This window comes from Neomesorhizobium albiziae (assembly GCF_900114255.1).
GTDB classification, from domain to species: Bacteria; Pseudomonadota; Alphaproteobacteria; order Rhizobiales; family Rhizobiaceae; genus Neomesorhizobium; species Neomesorhizobium albiziae.
The window spans coordinates 25,734-41,996 of sequence record NZ_FOSL01000013.1 but is presented as its reverse complement, the minus strand read 5'-3'; the positions used below and the strand labels follow the sequence as shown (position 1 = coordinate 41,996).

The 16,263-nt window shown below is 61.9% G+C and carries 18 protein-coding genes and 1 tRNA gene; 5 read left to right on the top strand and 14 right to left on the bottom strand.

What is annotated here, in order from left to right; genetic code table 11:
- Positions 1-16: 16 nt before the first annotated feature.
- The 7 genes from F3H98_RS19355 to F3H98_RS31150 all read right to left on the bottom strand — a co-directional run bounded on the left by F3H98_RS19355 (position 17) and on the right by F3H98_RS31150 (position 6,219).
- Complete coding sequence (locus F3H98_RS19355; protein WP_149761988.1) at positions 17-1,033, bottom strand: ABC transporter ATP-binding protein; 1,017 nt, start codon at positions 1,031-1,033, stop codon at positions 17-19.
- Positions 1,026-2,135, bottom strand: a complete 1,110-nt coding sequence (locus F3H98_RS19350) for an ABC transporter ATP-binding protein (protein WP_149761987.1) — start codon at positions 2,133-2,135, stop codon at positions 1,026-1,028. The genes F3H98_RS19355 and F3H98_RS19350 overlap by 8 nt, the downstream gene beginning before the upstream one ends.
- A 3-nt stretch (positions 2,136-2,138) precedes the next feature.
- Positions 2,139-2,345 (bottom strand): hypothetical protein, encoded by a 207-nt coding sequence (locus F3H98_RS19345; RefSeq protein ID WP_149761986.1) that lies wholly within the window; start codon positions 2,343-2,345, stop codon positions 2,139-2,141.
- Positions 2,342-3,289, bottom strand: coding sequence for a carbohydrate ABC transporter permease (locus tag F3H98_RS19340; protein ID WP_149761985.1), 948 nt, complete (start codon positions 3,287-3,289; stop codon positions 2,342-2,344). The genes F3H98_RS19345 and F3H98_RS19340 overlap by 4 nt, the downstream gene beginning before the upstream one ends.
- Positions 3,286-4,284 (bottom strand): carbohydrate ABC transporter permease, encoded by a 999-nt coding sequence (locus F3H98_RS19335; RefSeq protein ID WP_425294857.1) that lies wholly within the window; start codon positions 4,282-4,284, stop codon positions 3,286-3,288. The genes F3H98_RS19340 and F3H98_RS19335 overlap by 4 nt, the downstream gene beginning before the upstream one ends.
- 63 nt (positions 4,285-4,347) lie before the next feature.
- Complete coding sequence (locus F3H98_RS19330; RefSeq protein ID WP_149761984.1) at positions 4,348-5,679, bottom strand: ABC transporter substrate-binding protein; 1,332 nt, start codon at positions 5,677-5,679, stop codon at positions 4,348-4,350.
- 285 nt (positions 5,680-5,964) lie between these two features.
- Positions 5,965-6,219, bottom strand: coding sequence for a hypothetical protein (locus F3H98_RS31150; protein WP_188130480.1), 255 nt, complete (start codon positions 6,217-6,219; stop codon positions 5,965-5,967).
- On the opposite strand from F3H98_RS31150, the gene urtA reads away from it, so the two are divergent.
- The 5 genes from urtA to urtE all read left to right on the top strand — a co-directional run bounded on the left by urtA (position 6,191) and on the right by urtE (position 12,143).
- Positions 6,191-7,468: an urea ABC transporter substrate-binding protein gene (urtA, locus tag F3H98_RS19325; protein ID WP_244621800.1), complete on the top strand. Its 1,278-nt coding sequence runs from the start codon at positions 6,191-6,193 to the stop codon at positions 7,466-7,468. The genes F3H98_RS31150 and urtA overlap by 29 nt on opposite strands.
- Before the next feature lie 213 nt (positions 7,469-7,681).
- Positions 7,682-9,271 (top strand): urea ABC transporter permease subunit UrtB, encoded by a 1,590-nt coding sequence (urtB, locus tag F3H98_RS19320; RefSeq protein ID WP_149762083.1) that lies wholly within the window; start codon positions 7,682-7,684, stop codon positions 9,269-9,271.
- A gap of 13 nt (positions 9,272-9,284) precedes the next feature.
- Positions 9,285-10,511: an urea ABC transporter permease subunit UrtC gene (gene urtC / locus F3H98_RS19315; RefSeq protein WP_149761982.1), complete on the top strand. Its 1,227-nt coding sequence runs from the start codon at positions 9,285-9,287 to the stop codon at positions 10,509-10,511.
- 3 nt (positions 10,512-10,514) lie between these two features.
- Positions 10,515-11,261 (top strand): urea ABC transporter ATP-binding protein UrtD, encoded by a 747-nt coding sequence (urtD, locus tag F3H98_RS19310; protein ID WP_149761981.1) that lies wholly within the window; start codon positions 10,515-10,517, stop codon positions 11,259-11,261.
- A gap of 186 nt (positions 11,262-11,447) precedes the next feature.
- Entirely contained in the window at positions 11,448-12,143 is a 696-nt protein-coding gene (urtE, locus tag F3H98_RS19305; protein WP_149761980.1) for an urea ABC transporter ATP-binding subunit UrtE, read from the top strand.
- A gap of 199 nt (positions 12,144-12,342) precedes the next feature.
- Here the strand turns inward: urtE and F3H98_RS19300 are convergent.
- From F3H98_RS19300 to hisD, 7 genes are all read right to left on the bottom strand, one after another.
- Positions 12,343-12,418, bottom strand: a tRNA-Phe gene (locus tag F3H98_RS19300).
- A gap of 313 nt (positions 12,419-12,731) precedes the next feature.
- The gene (yacG, locus tag F3H98_RS19295) at positions 12,732-12,947 is read right to left on the bottom strand and encodes a DNA gyrase inhibitor YacG (protein ID WP_149761979.1); all 216 of its coding nucleotides are present in this window, start codon (positions 12,945-12,947) and stop codon (positions 12,732-12,734) included.
- Positions 12,948-13,023: 76 nt separating this feature from the next.
- On the bottom strand, positions 13,024-13,653 hold the full coding sequence (locus F3H98_RS19290) for a Maf-like protein (RefSeq protein ID WP_149761978.1): 630 nt from the start codon (positions 13,651-13,653) through the stop codon (positions 13,024-13,026).
- 38 nt (positions 13,654-13,691) lie between these two features.
- A complete protein-coding gene (infA, locus tag F3H98_RS19285) occupies positions 13,692-13,910 on the bottom strand; it encodes a translation initiation factor IF-1 (protein ID WP_149761977.1) in 219 nt (72 codons plus the stop codon).
- A gap of 113 nt (positions 13,911-14,023) precedes the next feature.
- A complete protein-coding gene (locus F3H98_RS19280) occupies positions 14,024-14,473 on the bottom strand; it encodes an arsenate-mycothiol transferase ArsC (RefSeq protein ID WP_149761976.1) in 450 nt (149 codons plus the stop codon).
- A gap of 5 nt (positions 14,474-14,478) precedes the next feature.
- Entirely contained in the window at positions 14,479-14,964 is a 486-nt protein-coding gene (locus F3H98_RS19275; RefSeq protein ID WP_149761975.1) for a UPF0262 family protein, read from the bottom strand.
- Between the two features lie 6 nt (positions 14,965-14,970).
- The gene (gene hisD, locus F3H98_RS19270; RefSeq protein WP_149761974.1) at positions 14,971-16,263 is read right to left on the bottom strand and encodes a histidinol dehydrogenase; all 1,293 of its coding nucleotides are present in this window, start codon (positions 16,261-16,263) and stop codon (positions 14,971-14,973) included.

The window sequence follows — 16,263 nt, the reverse complement described above, 5'->3', positions numbered from 1 at the left end:
GCCGTGGCATCCATCGTCATCCCGCAATCCTGTTGCCTGCGCCGTCGAAATAGAGTGGCGCCCTTAGCTGGATGGTGACGCGGTCGCCTTTTTTGAACAGGGAGTCCGGGTCGGTCAACGTCACCAGCTTGCGATTCCCGACTGTCAGATGCAGGTGGTTCTGGTCGCCCAAATGCTCGACCCAGTCAACTGTCCCGTGGGCATGGCCATTTTCGGCCCTGCGGATTGTCAGATGCTCGGTGCGCGCTCCAATGGTTTTCGTACCGGTGGGAGCGGCTGCGTCCGCAATCAGGTCGGCTGGCAGCAGGTTGATGGCCGGTTGGCCGAGGCGGGCGGCAACATGCAGATTCGCTGGTTCCGTGTAGATCTCCCTCGGTGTTCCCATCTGCACCAGCCGACCCTCTGCGAGGATGCCGATCCGGTCGGCCATCGTCATCGCCTCTATCTGGTCGTGGGTGACGTAGAGCATGGTCGCGCCCAGCTCGGCCTGGATACGCTTCAGCTCAAGCCTCAGGTCGCCACGCAGCTTGGCGTCGAGCGAGGAGAGCGGCTCGTCCATCAGGTAGATGGCGGGCTTTCGCACCAGCGCGCGGCCGATCGCCACGCGCTGCATCTCGCCGCCGGAAAGCCGCGTCGACTTGTTGCCCAGCTTGTGGTCGATGCGCACCAACTTCGCCACCTCGGCGACGCGCATCCTGATCTCGTCCTCCGTCAACTTGCGCGCCGGCGAACGCAACGGGAAGGCAAGGTTCTCGGCAACGGTCAGGTGCGGATAAAGCGAGTATTGCTGGAACACGAAGGCGACGTCGCGCCAGGCCGGTTCGAGCTTGGTGACGTCGCGCCCATCGATCACGATGGAGCCGCTGTCGGGCCTTTCCAGCCCGGCGACGAGGCGAAGCAGCGTCGTCTTTCCCGCACCGGTCGGCCCGAGTAGCACCACGAACTCGCCATCCGATATGCTCAGCGTCAGGTCCTTGATGGCCTCGGTGTCACCGAAGGCCTTCGACACATTGCGCAGGGAAACGTCAGCCATGCGTTGCTCTTTCCCCTGCGCGTACTCTCGCACTTGTGGCGATGGCGCGCCCGGACGCCTGTTCGAAGAGCGACAGGCGCTGGGCGTTGAAGGAAAGCCCGACCGGCTCTCCCATGCGCAGCTCGATGTCGGCCGGAACACGCGCCTTCAGCATACCGTCGGCAGTTTCGACGGCGACGATCTGCGTGGTGCCGAGATATTCGGTGCCGTAGATGGCGCCGCGAAGTTTCGAGGCGTCGTCGAAACGGATGTGCTCCGGCCTGACCCCGAGCGCGAAGTCGGCCGGCGCGAAATCCTCGCGGATTTCCGGTACTGCGATGCTTGCCCCCTGGACGACGATCTCCTTGGCGCCTTTCTGCAATCCGCCGCCGAATTTCAAGAAATTCATCGGCGGCGAGCCGATGAAATCGGCGACGAACATTGTCGCTGGATGGTCGTAGATCTCCTTGGGCGTGCCGAACTGCTCGATCAGGCCGTGATTCATGACCGCGATCTTGTCGGCCATCGACATCGCTTCCATCTGGTCATGCGTGACATAGACCGTGGTTGCGTGGATTCGGTTGTGCAGTTCGCGCAGTTCGTGGACCATTAGGTCGCGGAATTCCGCGTCGAGCGTGCCGAGCGGCTCGTCCATCAGGAAGCATTTCGGCCGTCTCACGATGGCGCGGCCGAGCGCTACGCGCTGGCGGTCGCCCCCGGCAAGCCCCGACACCGGCCGATCGAGCAGATGGTCGATGCGCAACAGCTTCGCCGTCTCCTCGACCCGCTGTTTGATCTCGGCCTTCGGCATGCCTTGGGCGAGCAAGGGAAAACCCATGTTCTTGCGCACATTCATGTGCGGATAGAGCGCGAAGAGCTGGAAGACGAAAGCGATGTCGCGCTCGCGGGCTCGCAGCATCGTCACATCTTCGCCGCCGAGCCGGATCTGTCCCCCGGTCGGCAACTCCAGCCCGGCGATCATTCTGAGCGTCGTCGTCTTGCCGCAGCCGGACGGCCCGAGCATGACGAAGAACTCGCCGTCATTGACGACGAAGTTCGAATCCTCGACCGCCACGAACGCTCCGAATTCCTTCCTCAGGTTTTGGACGCGAATCTCGGCCATCGCCTACTCCGGGAACTTCGAGACGACGATGAACATCGCGGTGCCGAAAAGCATCGTGACGAACGACCAGGTGTAGAGTGTCAATGCGAAGGGCTGAAACAGCATCAGGAAGCCGGTGCCGATGATCGCCGTCGCGATGTTTTCCAAAAGCCCGCGACGCAGCCAGACCGGCCAGTTGGAGCGCCGCTTCTTTGCCGTCGCCGCGCTCATTTGCGCACCGCCCCGAATGTGATGCCGCGCAGGAGCTGTTTCCTGAGCAGGATGGTGAAGACGAGGATCGGCACCAGGAACACCGTTGTTCCGGCAGCCACGGCCGGCCAGTCCTGTCCGCCTTCACCGATGATGGTGGGGATGAAGGGTGGGGCGGTCTGCGCCGTGCCGGAGGTGAGCAGCGAAGCAAAGGCGTATTCGTTCCAGGCGAAGATCAGGCAAAAGATAGCCGTCGCCGCGATGCCGGTGGTTGCTTGCGGCAGCACAACCTTGCGGAAAGCCTGAAGCCGCGTGTAGCCATCGATCATTGCGGCTTCCTCGTATTCCTTGGGGATCTCGTCGATGAAGCCCTTGAGCAGCCACACCGCCAGCGACACGTTGACTGCCGTGTAGAGCAGGATCATGCCGAGCGCGGTGTCGGAGAGGCCGAACTCGCGGTACATCAGGTAGATCGGGATCGCCACGGCGATCGGCGGCATGAAGCGCGTCGACAGGATGAAAAACAGGAGATCGTCGGCCAAAGGCACGCGGAAGCGCGAGAAGCCATAGGCGGCAAGTGTGCCGAGGAACACCGCACAGAATGTCGAGCCGAAGGCGATGACCAATGAGTTGACGAAGCGAGGCAGGAAGTTTGAGGGCCCGGCAATCACCATGTTGCGCTTGCGCGTTGTCTCGTCGCAGAACGAAGTCGCCGGCGGCAGCGAGCTAATGTATTCCGGCGTCTGGCGGGTGCGCGTCGTGAACAGGTTGCAATACCCTTCGATTGACGGCGTGAAGAGCACCTTCGGCGGATAGGCGATCGAATCGGGCGGCGTCTTGAAGCTCGTGGCGAATATCCAGAGCAGCGGGATCATCGAGATCAGCGCATAGACGACGACCAGCGTTGCAGCGACGCGCTTCGATGCCGTGCTCGGCTCGACGACTGAATGGGCGGTGGCGCTCATCGGCTTTTCACCCTGTTCAGAACTTTGACGTAGATATTGGCGAGCCCGAAAACGGCGACGAAGAGGATGATGGCGAACGCCGACGAAAAGCCGGTGCGCCACTTTTCGAAAGCCTCGCGTTTCAGCGTGATCGACGCGACTTCGGTGGTCGAGCCCGGTCCGCCGCCGGTGAGCAAGTTCACCATGTCGAACATTTTGAAGTTCTCGATGCCGCGGAAGAGAACCGCGAGCATGATGAAGGGCAGCGCCATCGGCAGCGTGATCGACCAGAACTGCCGCCAGTTGGAAGCACGGTCGACCTCTGCCGCTTCATAGATGTAGTCGGGAATGGAGCGCAGGCCGGCAAGGCAGATCAGCATCACGTAAGGCGTCCACATCCAGGTGTCGACGATGATGATGGCCCACGGCGCCAGCTTCACCGAGGAAAGCATCAGTATGTCTGTCGGCGGTATGCCGGTGAAGAACGAGATGATGTAGGTGAAGAGCCCGATCTGTGGCTCATAGAGGAAGCGCCAGAAGTTGCCCACGACCGCCGGCGACAGCATCATCGGAACCAGGATAATGGTCGTCCAGAAGGCGTGGCCGCGGAACTTCCGGTCGATAAGATAGGCGAGCGTGAAGCCGATCAACGTCTGAAGAAGGATCGTCCAGAACACGAAATGCGCGGTCGCCTGCATGGCGATCCAGGTGTCCGTGTCGGTCAGGATGCGCGAATAGTTGGACAGACCAATGTTCTTGATCGGCTCGTTCGGGCGGTTCGCCCGGTAGTTGGTGAACGAAAGCTGGATCGCCCAGATCAGTGGAAAGATATTGATCGCGAGCAACAGCACGATCGTCGGCGCGATGAATATCCAGGCAACCATCCGGTCGGACAGACCGCGTATGCGCCTGGCCAGGGTGCCTGGCGTCGCCCGCACGGCAGCTTCCGCCGCCCGATCCAATATCGACGTGGTAGTGTCCGTCACGACAGATTTTCCGCTGGGCAAATCTTGCATGTTCAGGCATCTCCGCCCCGCGCCACTCTACATGGCGCGGGGCGGGCTTGGGAGGCGCGACGGCTACATCTTGCCGTCGTCCTGGTAAATTTCGGTCCAGTCGGCCACGAGGCCGTCCAGCGCGTCTTTGGCGGTGCCTTGTCCGGCCACCACGTAGTCATGGAACCGTTTCTGCGAGGCCTGCAGCAGCGAGGCATAGCTCGGCTCCGCCCAGAAATCCTTCACGATCGCCATGGAGTCCAGGAAGGTCTTGGCGTAGGGCTGGCTTTCCGGGAACTTGGGGTCTTCGACAACAGCCTTGAGGCAGGAGAAGCCGCCGAGCGACCACCACTTGGCCTGCACATCCTTGTCGGCAAACCATTTGATGTACTTCAGCGCCGATTCCTGCTTGTCGGAATAGGACACCACCGAGATGCCCTGGCCGCCGAGTTGGGCGAACTGCTCGCCGTCCGGTCCCGCCGGGTTGGCGAAGAAGCCGACCTTCTCGCCGCCGACCGCCTCGTCCTTCTGCAGGCCGGGCCATGTGAAGGCGAAGTTCATGTGCATCGCCACCTGGCCGGATTTGAAGGCGTCCACGCCTTCGCCCATGTAGCTGTTCGAGGCGCCGGGAGGCGTGCAGCAGTCGTAGAGAGACTTGTAGAATTCGAGGCCCTTCACCGATTTCTCGGAGTTTACGAAGCCTTCCATATCGTAGGGCTTGTCCGGGTTCTCGTACTTGAAGCCATAGGAGTAGAGCACGTCCATGGCGCCCATGGTGACGCCTTCGGAGCCGCGCTCTGTGTAGATCGAGGCGCCGTAAACCTTCTTGCCGTCGATCTCGCGGTTCTGGAAGAATTCGGCGACCTGCTTCAACTGGTCGAAGGTCTTGGGGGCGTCCAGATCCCAGCCGTACTTCTCCTTGAATTCCTTCTGCAGCTCGGGATTCGAGAACCAGTCCTTGCGATAGGTCCAGCCAACCACGTCGCCCATCGCCGGCAGCGCCCAGTAGTTCGGCGTGCCCTTCGGCCATTGCGAATAGCCGACGACGGTCGCGTCGACGAAGTCGCTCATCTTGATTCCTTCCTTGTCGAAGAAATCGTTGAGCTTGACGTAGTGGCCGTTTTCCGCAGAGCCGCCGATCCACTGGCTGTCACCGATGATAAGGTCGCAGAGTTTGCCTTTGGAGTTGAGTTCGTTGAGGAACCGATCCGCATAGTTGGTCCACGGGACGAACTCGAATTTCATGCCGATGCCGGTCTGCGCGGTGAAGTCCTTCGACAGTTCGACCAGGGCGTTCGCCGGGTCCCACGCGGCCCAGCAGAGCGTCAGATCTTCGGCCTGCGAAACGCTCGTCATGGCGGACGAGGCGAGTAACCCCGCAGCCAGGCCGACCGACATTTTCAACGTCGATTTCATGCCTTCCTCCCATTAGCGAGGCCATCGGATTGACGGCCTCAAAACTCCAACCCCTCTCCTCAGGGGCTCAAACCCGCATCAAGCGATGTTTAGTAGTTTTGTTTAGTAAAAGCACAAATCACTAAACAAACAAGTGGGAAAGTGTGCTGCGCTGCACAACCATTCTATCCTTCGACCCAGCCATCACCGTGGGGTCGTATCGTTTCCGAGACTCGTTCTGTCGATCTGCTCCGCCAGACACGGATGTCGGCCGCATAGGGCGCGATTAATGAGAGTGCCTATTTTTTAGACGGTCATTTCATTCTGCGCAAAGAAACGGCATATGGGCTTTGGCATGGTTGACCGCCGACCAATAGGCCACAGGGCATAAACGCTTGATAACGCTCCAATAGAAACGGCTGTGGGCGGCGCTTCTCCAACTGGCACGGTGGTTGCTTTGCGTATTGCATTGCAGCAACCCTGTTCGGAGGTGTCCACCATGAGGGGTAATTTCTCGACATACACGAATTTCATGGCAGCCGCGGCGATCACGGCAAGCATGAGCTTCTCCGCCCCAGCGATCGCTCAGGAAGAGACAATCAAGGTCGGCATCCTCCACTCGCTTTCGGGGACGATGGCGATTTCGGAAACCACGCTCAAGGACACGATGCTGTTCCTGATCGACGAGCAGAACAAGAAAGGCGGCCTGCTCGGCAAGAAGCTCGAGGCCGTCGTCGTCGACCCCGCCTCGGACTGGCCCCTGTTTGCCGAGAAGGCGCGCGAGCTGATCGAAAAGGACAAGGTGGCTGCGGTTTTCGGCTGCTGGACGTCGGTGTCGCGCAAATCCGTTCTGCCGGTGTTTGACGAACTCAACTCGCTGCTTTTCTACCCCGTCCAGTATGAAGGTGAGGAAAGCCAGCGCAATGTCTTCTACACAGGTGCTGCCCCCAACCAGCAGGCCATTCCCGCGGTCGAGTATCTTATGAGCGAGGACGGAGGATCCGTGGAGCGCTGGGTGCTCGCTGGCACCGACTATGTCTATCCGCAGACCACCAACAAAATCCTGCAGGCCTATCTCGAATCGAAGGGCGTGGCCAAGGAAGACATCATGGTCAACTACACGCCGTTCGGTCATTCCGACTGGCAGACCATCGTTACCGACATCAAGAATTTCGGTTCCGCCGGCAAGAAGACGGCTGTCGTCTCGACCATCAACGGCGACGCAAACGTGCCGTTCTACAAGGAGCTCGGCAACCAGGGGATCAAGGCCGAGGACATTCCGGTCGTCGCCTTCTCGGTGGGCGAGGAAGAACTCGCCGGTCTCGACACCGCTCCGCTGGTCGGCCACCTGACCGCCTGGAATTACTTCCAGTCGGTCGACACGCCGGAAAACACCGACTTCATCGCCAAGTGGCAGGAATACACCAAGAACCCGAAGCGCGTCACCAACGACCCGATGGAAGCCCATGTCATCGGCTTCAACATGTGGGTGAAGGCAGTCGAGAAAGCCGGCGCCACCGATGCCGACGCGGTGATCGATTCCATCATCGGCGTCTCGGTGCCCAACCTGTCGGGCGGCTTCTCGACCATGATGCCCAACCACCACATCACCAAGCCGGTGCTGATCGGCGAGATCCAGGCTGACGGCCAGATGGAGACTGTCTGGCAGACCTCGGGCCTCGTGGTTGGCGACGAATGGTCCGACTATTTGCCGGACTCGAAGGATCTGATCGCCGACTGGCGGGCGCCGCTGTCGTGCGGAAACTTCAACGTCGCCACCGGCAAATGCGGCGGCAAGGGCATCAACTGAGCCGTGGCTGAGTAACGCGTCATACCGCGCAGCTTCCGGGCCGATTTCTCTCCCATCCGCCCGGAAGCCTTGTTTGAGCGACAACCAAACGACATGAACAAATCCGTTCCAAATTGCCCACGTCTGTCCCGCATCGCCTCCTCGAGTGACGGGCGTTCGGTCGAACACTGGTCGACAACATGGAGGGATGTCTTCGCCATCCTTTTCTTCGCCATGGCGTTGATCTTCCATTTCTCTCCACCAGCCCAGGCCGACGAAGCTGCGCTGCGGACCATCATCGCCAAATTCGCTACAGCCAAAAACTTCCAGGCAACTGTACAAATCGTGGGGGAACTGGCCGCAACCGGGGATCCGTCGGTCGAGCGCTCGCTGACCGCGCTCTCAAACGGCGAACTCTATTTCCGCAAGGCCGACGCGAGCGTCTTCATCGGCAAGGAGCAAGGCCAGGCCATCCTGCTCGCCGATCCATTGAACGGCGACGGCGCAGGCGAAGCCGCCAAAGCCGAGGTTACCAAGATCAAGGTCAACAACACGCTGCGGCGAACCATCCGCGATGCCCTGGGTGGACTGACGCTGAGTTCCGCCGATCCCGCCGCCCGCCTTGCCGCCGCGCGCACTATGTTCAAGACGCCCAATGCGGCAACCATCGAGGCGCTCGATGCGGCGATCCTCAACGAGGCGGTCGCCAGCGTCAAAAAGCAGCTCGAGCAGGCCCGCGCCTCCGCCGTCCTCGTCTCCGACCTGCCGGCAAGCGAAAAGCTCGCTGCCATCTCAGTGCTCAAGGCGCGCGGTGATCGCGATGCGCTTTCGTTGCTCACCGCCTTTGCAACAGGCGCCGAAGACGGCGCCGTCAAAGAAGCCACCGAAGGCGCCATCGCTGGCATCACCGGAACACTCGCCATCTGGAATGCCGCGCAAAACGTCTGGTACGGTGTCTCGCTGGGATCGGTGCTGCTGCTCGCGGCGATCGGCCTCGCCATCACGTTCGGCGTCATGGGCGTCATCAACATGGCCCATGGCGAGATGGTGATGCTCGGCGCCTACACCACCTTCGTCGTGCAGAACGTCATCCGTACCTCCTTTCCCGGCTTGTTCGACTGGTCGCTGGCGATCGCACTGCCGCTCGCCTTCCTGGTTGCTGGTGCGGTCGGACTGGCCATCGAGCGCGGCATCATCCGCTTCCTCTACGGCCGCCCGCTGGAAACGCTGCTCGCCACCTGGGGCGTATCGCTGATCCTGCAGCAGGCGGTGCGCACCATCTTCGGCCCTACCAACCGCGAGGTCGGTAATCCATCCTGGATGTCAGGCGGTTTCGAAATCGGTCAGTTGGCGATCACCTGGAACCGGCTGTGGATCGTCGTCTTCTCGCTCGGGGTTTTCGCCATCCTGCTCTACGTGATGAAACGCACGCCGTGGGGCTTGCAGATGCGCGCCGTTACCCAGAACCGGCGCATGGCCTCGTCGATGGGGATACGCACGCCATGGGTCGATGCGCTGACATTCGCTTTGGGTTCGGGTATCGCCGGCATTGCCGGGGTGGCGCTCAGCCAGATCGACAACGTGTCGCCCAATCTCGGCCAGGGCTACATCATCGACAGCTTCATGGTCGTGGTGTTCGGCGGCGTCGGCAATCTCTGGGGCACACTGGTCGGCGCCTTCTCGCTCGGCATCCTCAACAAGTTCCTCGAACCCTATGCCGGCGCCGTGCTGGGTAAAATCCTGGTGCTGGTGCTCATCATTCTGTTCATCCAGAAGCGCCCGCGCGGCCTGTTCGCGCTCAAGGGCAGGGCGGTGGAAGCATGATCGGGGCCTTTGCATGATTACGGGCCGCTTTTTCGCCGCGGGCGCGGATCGCCGCATCCTGATCGCCATCCTCTTGCTGCTGGCAGCGGCGGTGATCGTGCCCATCCTGAACCTGGCCGTGCCGCCCACAAGCGGCCTGCATTTGCCGAGCTACATCGTGGCGCTCACCGGCAAATATCTCTGCTATGCGCTGCTCGCCTTGGCGCTCGATCTGGTGTGGGGCTATTGCGGCATCCTTTCGCTCGGCCATGGAGCTTTCTTCGCGCTCGGCGGCTATGCCATGGGCATGTATCTGATGCGGCAGATCGGAGACCGCGGCGTCTACGGCAACCCGCTGTTGCCGGATTTCATGGTGTTCCTCAACTGGAAGGAACTGCCGTGGTTCTGGTACGGTTTCGACCAATTCTGGTTCGCCGCCCTGATGGTGATGCTGGTGCCTGGACTGCTGGCCTTCGTCTTCGGCTGGTTCGCCTTCCGCTCCAGGGTCACCGGCGTTTATCTCTCGATCATCACCCAGGCGATGACCTATGCGCTGCTGCTTGCCTTCTTCCGAAACGACATGGGGTTTGGCGGCAACAACGGCCTCACCGATTTCAAGGACATTCTGGGCTTCAACGTGCAGGCGAGCAGCACGCGCTCCGCGCTGTTTGCCGCGACCGCGCTGGCGCTGGCGCTTGCAGTCTTCGTCACCTGGCGGATCGTCGGCTCCAAATACGGCAAGCTGCTGATGGCCGTGCGCGACGCCGAAAGCCGCACCCGCTTCCTCGGCTGGCGGGCTGAGAACGTGAAGCTCTTTGCCTTTACGGTCTCGGCGGTGATGGCGGGCATCGCCGGCGCGCTTTACGTGCCGCAGGTCGGCATCATCAACCCGGGCGAGTTCGACCCCGCCAATTCGATCGAGGTTGTCATCTGGACGGCCATCGGCGGTCGCGGCACCATTGTCGGTCCCATCATAGGGGCCATCCTCGTGAACACCGGCAAGAGCTGGTTCACGGGTGCCTTGCCGGAACTCTGGCTCTTCGCGCTCGGTGGCCTGTTCGTTGCAGTCACGCTGTTCCTGCCGAAAGGCATCGTCGGCATGTGGGATCAGTGGCGGAGCTACACGAAGGTCCGCCATGCCGCTTCGGCGGAAGCATCGCCGCCGCCGGCGGAACCGCCCGCGATCGTTCGGGTCTCGTCCGACAAGGTCAGCGGCTGGAAAGACGAGCCGGGCTTACCAGAACCACAACCGGCGGAGTGAACGATGAGCCGGGGAAACACCATCCTTTACCTCGACGGCGTGTCGGTCTCTTTCGACGGGTTCCGCGCGATCAACGACCTTTCTCTGGTGCTCGATCGCGGCGAGATGCGCGCCATCATCGGACCCAACGGTGCCGGCAAGACGACGATGATGGACATCGTCACGGGCAAGACACGGCCAGACAGCGGCGAGGTCTTTTTCGACGGCGACATCGATCTCACCCGCCACGACGAGGCGGAGATTGCCATGATGGGTATCGGCCGCAAGTTCCAGAAGCCGACCGTCTTCGAAAGCCATTCGGTGGAGGACAACCTTCTGCTTTCACTCAAAGGGCCGCGCTCGATCTTTCCGGCACTTTTCCATCGCCGCTCGGCTGAAGAAAACTGCCGCATCGATGACATCCTGGGCATCACGCGGCTGGGCGACCGGCGGGGCGATCTCGCGGCAAACCTTTCGCACGGCCAGAAGCAATGGCTGGAGATCGGCATGCTTCTGGCGCAAGACCCGAAGCTTCTGCTGGTCGACGAGCCGGTAGCCGGCATGACCGACGCCGAGACCGAAGAAACGGCGCGGCTTCTCAAGGACATCGCCCGCGAGCATTCGGTCATCGTGGTCGAACACGACATGCATTTTGTTCGCGAGCTCGGCGTCAAGGTCACCTGTTTGCATGAAGGCTCGGTGCTGTCGGAAGGTACGCTGGATTTCGTGTCAGCCGACGAGCGCGTCGTTGAAGTCTATCTGGGGCGCTAGGCATGTGGTGGCGTGTGGATTTGAACAGATTTCAGGTGGAGGCGGCCGCCTCGGGCGGGGCAGGGCGCCTGTTCGCCCGGTTCACGCGCGCAATCAGAGTTTTCACGAACCCCCTCTGGCCTGCCAGAAGGTCGGCCACCCCCGTCCCCGGGGGTGCAGGGGGACCAGGTTTCAGGATTGCCAGCCATGCTTGAGGTGACCGACGCCACCCTCCACTATGGCGCGGCCCAGGCGCTGCGCGGCGTGTCGCTCAAGGCGGATGCGGCGAAGATCACCTGCGTGCTCGGTCGCAACGGCGTGGGCAAAACCAGTTTGATGAAATCGATCGCCGGCCATCATCGGCTGACATCGGGAAGCATAGCCTTCGAGGGGAAGGCGCTCGACCGGAGCGCGGCGTATGATCGCGCCCGGTCGGGCATCGCATTCGTACCGCAGGGCCGCGAGATATTTCCGCTGCTGACGGTGCGCGAAAACCTGGAGTCCGGGTTTGCGCCGCTCAAGCGCGTCGACCGCAATGTGCCGCCGCATGTGTTCGAGCTGTTTCCGGTGCTAAAGCAGATGCTTGGCCGACGCGGCGGCGATCTTTCCGGCGGCCAGCAGCAACAGTTGGCCATCGGGCGCGCGTTGGTGATGCGGCCGAAGCTTTTGGTGCTCGACGAGCCGACCGAAGGCATCCAGCCGTCGATCATCAAGGATATCGGCCGCGCCATACGCTATTTGCGCGACACCGCCGGGATCGCCGTGCTTCTTGTCGAACAGTATCTCGATTTTTGCCGCGAACTCGCCGACGAGGTCAACATCATGGACCGCGGCCAGATCGTGCACACCGGGCCGGCTTCGGATCTCGATAGGCCCGACGTCCGGAAATTCCTGACCGTTTGACGCCGGCCGCGCCAGCCGGGCTGCGCCAGCAGTTCGCTCTGGTTTCGGGCGGTTTGAAGTTTCATTTAGTGTAAAATTTGGTGCGCCTGAGCGGCGCATATTCGAACTCGAAGGGTTCGCAAGGGCGACTGCCCGTCGGCCGTTCAGGCCGCCCCATCGGAGCCGTGAGCGAAGCGAACTGGCGTGAGATAGAAGAAGATGGTGCCCAGAGGCGGATTCGAACCACCGACACGCGGATTTTCAGTCCGCTGCTCTACCAACTGAGCTATCTGGGCATACCGTCTTTCGAACGCTCGGGTTGGTATCCCGACCTGCAGCGGCGCTGCGCCACCGCCCGAAAGCGCGTGGGTTATAGCACGAGAATCCGGGCTGTCCAGCCACCTCCACCCATTTTGGTGACGGAATCGCCGTGGCAAAATGCGCGCACCTCACTGTGATGGCGGGATGGCACAACGCGGAGGCAATTTTCTACCCTAAGTGTTTATTTTTGAATGAAAAAATTGCTGGAGAGCGAAAACCGGCGGCCAGCCGCCGGCGGCGCAAAGCCCTGAAGATATACCAGCCAAGCCCGGACTCCAGGCATGGCTTCTAGTTTGCCGGATTGCTGTCGCGCTTGGAGCCGCCGTCGATCTCTTCTTCGTCGTCACGCACCGGTATCGCATAACTGCCGGAGAGCCAGCGGTTGAGGTCGATGTCCTTGCAGCGGGCCGAACAGAACGGGTAGATGTCGCGCACCGAAGCCTTGCCGCAGATCGGGCAAGGGTGCTTCGGGCGAAGGGGCGTGACTTTCGCGGATTGCTTCATTGCTGGATATCCAGGCCATGACCCGGAAGACGGGGAACCGTTTCCGAAGCAGATTATGGTTTTGCCGGAAGATAGGTCAGGTTTTCGCGCCGGAAAGCCAGTTGAAATGCACAGCGAAACCCTCGCCGGTCAGAAGGCCGACGGTTTCGTAGAGCGGCAGCCCCACCACATTGGTATAGGAACCGACAAGCTTGACCACGAACGCGCCGGCAAGTCCCTGCACGGCGTATCCGCCAGCCTTGCCGCGCCATTCGCCCGACGCGAGATAGGCTTCCATCTCGTCGCGCGACAGGCGCTTGAAACGCACACGCGTCTCCACCAGCTTCTGGCGCACCTTGCCGGCCGGCGTCACCAGGCAGATGCCCGAATAGACGCGGTGCGAGCGTCCCGACAAAAGGCGCAGGCAGTTGGACGCCTCGTCGATCATTTCCGCCTTGGGCAGGATACGGCGTCCCACCGCCACCACCGTATCGGCAGCAAGAACAAACGATCCTGCTGCCTCGGCATCGGTTTTCAGCGCCTCGAAGGCTTTTTCGGCCTTACCTCGCGAGAGCCTCTTGGCAAGCGAACGCGGATGCTCGGCCTTCAGCGGCGTTTCGTCGATGTCGGCAGGGAAAAGCCGCTCCGGCTCGATGCCGGCCTGCTGCAGTAGTTCGATCCGGCGCGGCGACCCTGAGGCAAGCACCAGCTTCTGGAGGACACTCATGGCGGTCGATGGATCCTGTCGGCAGCGAGCGCGGCCGCCTACTTGAAGCGGTAGGTGATACGGCCCTTGGATAGGTCGTATGGCGTCATTTCGACGAGAACCTTGTCGCCGGTGAGAACGCGGATACGGTTCTTGCGCATGCGACCGGCCGTATGGGCGATGATTTCGTGTTCATTTTCGAGTTTTACCCGGAACATCGCGTTGGGCAGCAGCTCCGTCACGATACCCGGAAATTCTAGGACTTCTTCCTTCGGCATTCGATACCTTTGTTTGGATTGTCTCTCCGGCTCTCGTGCCGGAATTGGCGCGGAACCTATATGATTATGTGTTCTTTGTGAACACGCTTATTCTTCGGTTGTCCTGCCTCTATTTACAGGCCGAATCGCTTGCCTATGCGCGCTTTCAGCCGTTCGCGCACGTCGCGGTAGGCCGCCATGATTTGCTCGCGCGTTCCGGTGGCGGTGGTCGGGTCCGCTGTCGGCCAATATTCGACATCGACTGCCATCGCGCGCGTCAGTTCCAGTGCGGCGTGGTGCGCTTCCGGCGCCAGAGTCACGACCAGGTCGAAATAATTGTCTTCCAGGTCGTCGATGGTCCTTGGCTGCCGGCTGTCGAGCGACAGCCCTTCCTCGGCCAGAACAGCATCGACGAACGGGTCGCGTTCGCCCGCCCGCACACCCGCCGAAGCAACGAAGGTGGTGGCTGGAAGCACCTGCCGCGCCAGGATTTCGGCCATAGGAGAGCGCACCGCGTTCATGCCGCACATGAACAGCACCGATCTCGGTATTTCCGCCTGGGGCTGCTCCCGGCCGTCCGCCATTCAGCTCAGCCGCGCCAGTGCAGGACGTAGACCAGCGTGAACAGGCGGCGCGCGGTGTCGAAGTCGATCTCGACCTTGCCGGCGAGCCGGTCCATCAGCGTCTGCGAGCCTTCGTTGTGGAGGCCGCGCCGTCCCATGTCGATCGCCTCGATATGGCTCGGCGTCGAGGACCGGATGGCGTCGTAATAGCTTTCGCAGATCATGAAATAGTCCTTCACGATGCGCCGAAAGGGGGTGAGCGACAGGATGTGCGTCACCACGTCCTCGCCGTTCTCGCGCGAGATGGCAAACACCAGGCGGGCATCGATCAGCGACAGTTTAAGCCGGTAGGGGCCGCTACCCGCGTCGTTGACCGGGGCGAAGCTGTTTTCCTCGATCAGGTCGAAGATGGCGACGGCGCGCTCGTGCTCGACGTCGGGCGTCGACCGGCCGATCGATTCGTCCAGCTGGACGTCGATCAGTTTTGCATGGTCGGAGCCGCTCTTCGCCATCGCCGCCTACATATTCAGCCGGATCGCGACGGAGCGTCCGTGCGCCTCGAGCCCTTCCGCCTTGGCGAGCGCGATCGCCGCCGGGGCCAACTGGCGCAACTGTTCGGGCCCGAGCTTCAGCACGGACGTGCGCTTGACGAAATCAAGCACGGAGAGGCCGGAAGAAAAACGCGCCGAACGGGCAGTCGGCAAGACGTGGTTGGAGCCGCCGACATAATCGCCGATCACCTCCGGTGTGTGACGGCCGATGAACACCGCGCCGGCGTTGCGCATCCTGCCGAAGAAGGCTTCGGCATCGTCGAAGGCGAGTTCGACATGCTCGGCGGCGATCCGGTCGACCAGCGGCAAGGCGTCGTCGAGCGAATCGACGACGATGAGTGCGCCGAAGTCGCGCCAGCTTTCCGCGGCGAGCTCTCCCTTGGGCAGGCTCTTCAATTGGCGCTCGACCGCGGCTTCCACCAGGCGGGCGAAATCCGCATCGTCGCTGATGAGGATCGACTGCGCCCCCATGCCATGTTCGGCTTGCGCCAGAAGGTCGGCGGCCAGCCATTCCGGATCGTTGCCATTGTCGGCGACCACCAGCACCTCCGACGGCCCGGCGATCATGTCGATGCCAACGGCGCCGAATACCTGGCGCTTAGCGGCGGCGACATAGGCGTTGCCGGGGCCGACGATCTTCGACACCGGGCGGATCGTTTCGGTTCCGTAGGCAAGGGCGGCGATCGCCTGGGCGCCGCCGACGCGGTAGATCTCGGTGATGCCGGCGATGTCGGCGGCGATCAGCACCAGCGGGTCGATGCCGCCGCCGGTCGGCGGCACCACCATCACCATGCGCTCGACGCCGGCGACCTTTGCCGGCACCGCATTCATCAGCACCGAACTCGGATAGCTGGCGAGCCCGCCCGGCACGTAAAGCCCTACCGCCTCGACCGCTGTCCAGCGCGAGCCTAGTTCGACGCCGATCGGGTCGACGTAGCGGTCGTCCTTCGGCATCTGCCGCGCGTGATGCGCATGGATGCGGTCGCGCGCGAATCTCAGGGCCGCCACGGTTTCTTGGTCGGCGCCCTCATAGGCGGCGGCAATCTCTGCCGGCGTCACCGCCATGCCGATCCGGTCGAGGTCGGCGCGGTCGAATTTGAGCGTCAGCTCCTTCAATGCCGCGTCGCCGCGCTGGCGCACGTCGGCGATGATCTGCCGGACGGTTGCGTCGACTTCCGGCGAGGCTTCGCGCTTGGTGCCGAGAAATTCCTGGAACTGGCGTTCGAAATCCGGGTCTGACTGCCGCAAGAATATCGCCAT

Excerpts from the sequence above, each read along its gene's own strand:
- F3H98_RS19355 (WP_149761988.1), bottom strand. The coding sequence starts at position 1,033 with ATGGCTGACGTTTCCCTGCGCAATGTGTCGAAGGCCTTCGGTGACACC.
- F3H98_RS19350 (WP_149761987.1), bottom strand. The coding sequence starts at position 2,135 with ATGGCCGAGATTCGCGTCCAAAACCTGAGGAAGGAATTCGGAGCGTTC.
- F3H98_RS19345 (WP_149761986.1), bottom strand. The coding sequence starts at position 2,345 with ATGAGCGCGGCGACGGCAAAGAAGCGGCGCTCCAACTGGCCGGTCTGG.
- F3H98_RS19340 (WP_149761985.1), bottom strand. The coding sequence starts at position 3,289 with ATGAGCGCCACCGCCCATTCAGTCGTCGAGCCGAGCACGGCATCGAAG.
- F3H98_RS19335 (WP_425294857.1), bottom strand. The coding sequence starts at position 4,284 with ATGCAAGATTTGCCCAGCGGAAAATCTGTCGTGACGGACACTACCACG.
- F3H98_RS19330 (WP_149761984.1), bottom strand. The coding sequence starts at position 5,679 with ATGAAATCGACGTTGAAAATGTCGGTCGGCCTGGCTGCGGGGTTACTC.
- urtA (WP_244621800.1), top strand. The coding sequence starts at position 6,191 with ATGGCAGCCGCGGCGATCACGGCAAGCATGAGCTTCTCCGCCCCAGCG.
- F3H98_RS31150 (WP_188130480.1), bottom strand. The coding sequence starts at position 6,219 with ATGCTTGCCGTGATCGCCGCGGCTGCCATGAAATTCGTGTATGTCGAG.
- urtB (WP_149762083.1), top strand. The coding sequence starts at position 7,682 with ATGGCGTTGATCTTCCATTTCTCTCCACCAGCCCAGGCCGACGAAGCT.
- urtC (WP_149761982.1), top strand. The coding sequence starts at position 9,285 with ATGATTACGGGCCGCTTTTTCGCCGCGGGCGCGGATCGCCGCATCCTG.
- urtD (WP_149761981.1), top strand. The coding sequence starts at position 10,515 with ATGAGCCGGGGAAACACCATCCTTTACCTCGACGGCGTGTCGGTCTCT.
- urtE (WP_149761980.1), top strand. The coding sequence starts at position 11,448 with ATGCTTGAGGTGACCGACGCCACCCTCCACTATGGCGCGGCCCAGGCG.
- yacG (WP_149761979.1), bottom strand. The coding sequence starts at position 12,947 with ATGAAGCAATCCGCGAAAGTCACGCCCCTTCGCCCGAAGCACCCTTGC.
- F3H98_RS19290 (WP_149761978.1), bottom strand. The coding sequence starts at position 13,653 with ATGAGTGTCCTCCAGAAGCTGGTGCTTGCCTCAGGGTCGCCGCGCCGG.
- infA (WP_149761977.1), bottom strand. The coding sequence starts at position 13,910 with ATGCCGAAGGAAGAAGTCCTAGAATTTCCGGGTATCGTGACGGAGCTG.
- F3H98_RS19280 (WP_149761976.1), bottom strand. The coding sequence starts at position 14,473 with ATGGCGGACGGCCGGGAGCAGCCCCAGGCGGAAATACCGAGATCGGTG.
- F3H98_RS19275 (WP_149761975.1), bottom strand. The coding sequence starts at position 14,964 with ATGGCGAAGAGCGGCTCCGACCATGCAAAACTGATCGACGTCCAGCTG.
- hisD (WP_149761974.1), bottom strand. The coding sequence starts at position 16,263 with ATGGCGATATTCTTGCGGCAGTCAGACCCGGATTTCGAACGCCAGTTC.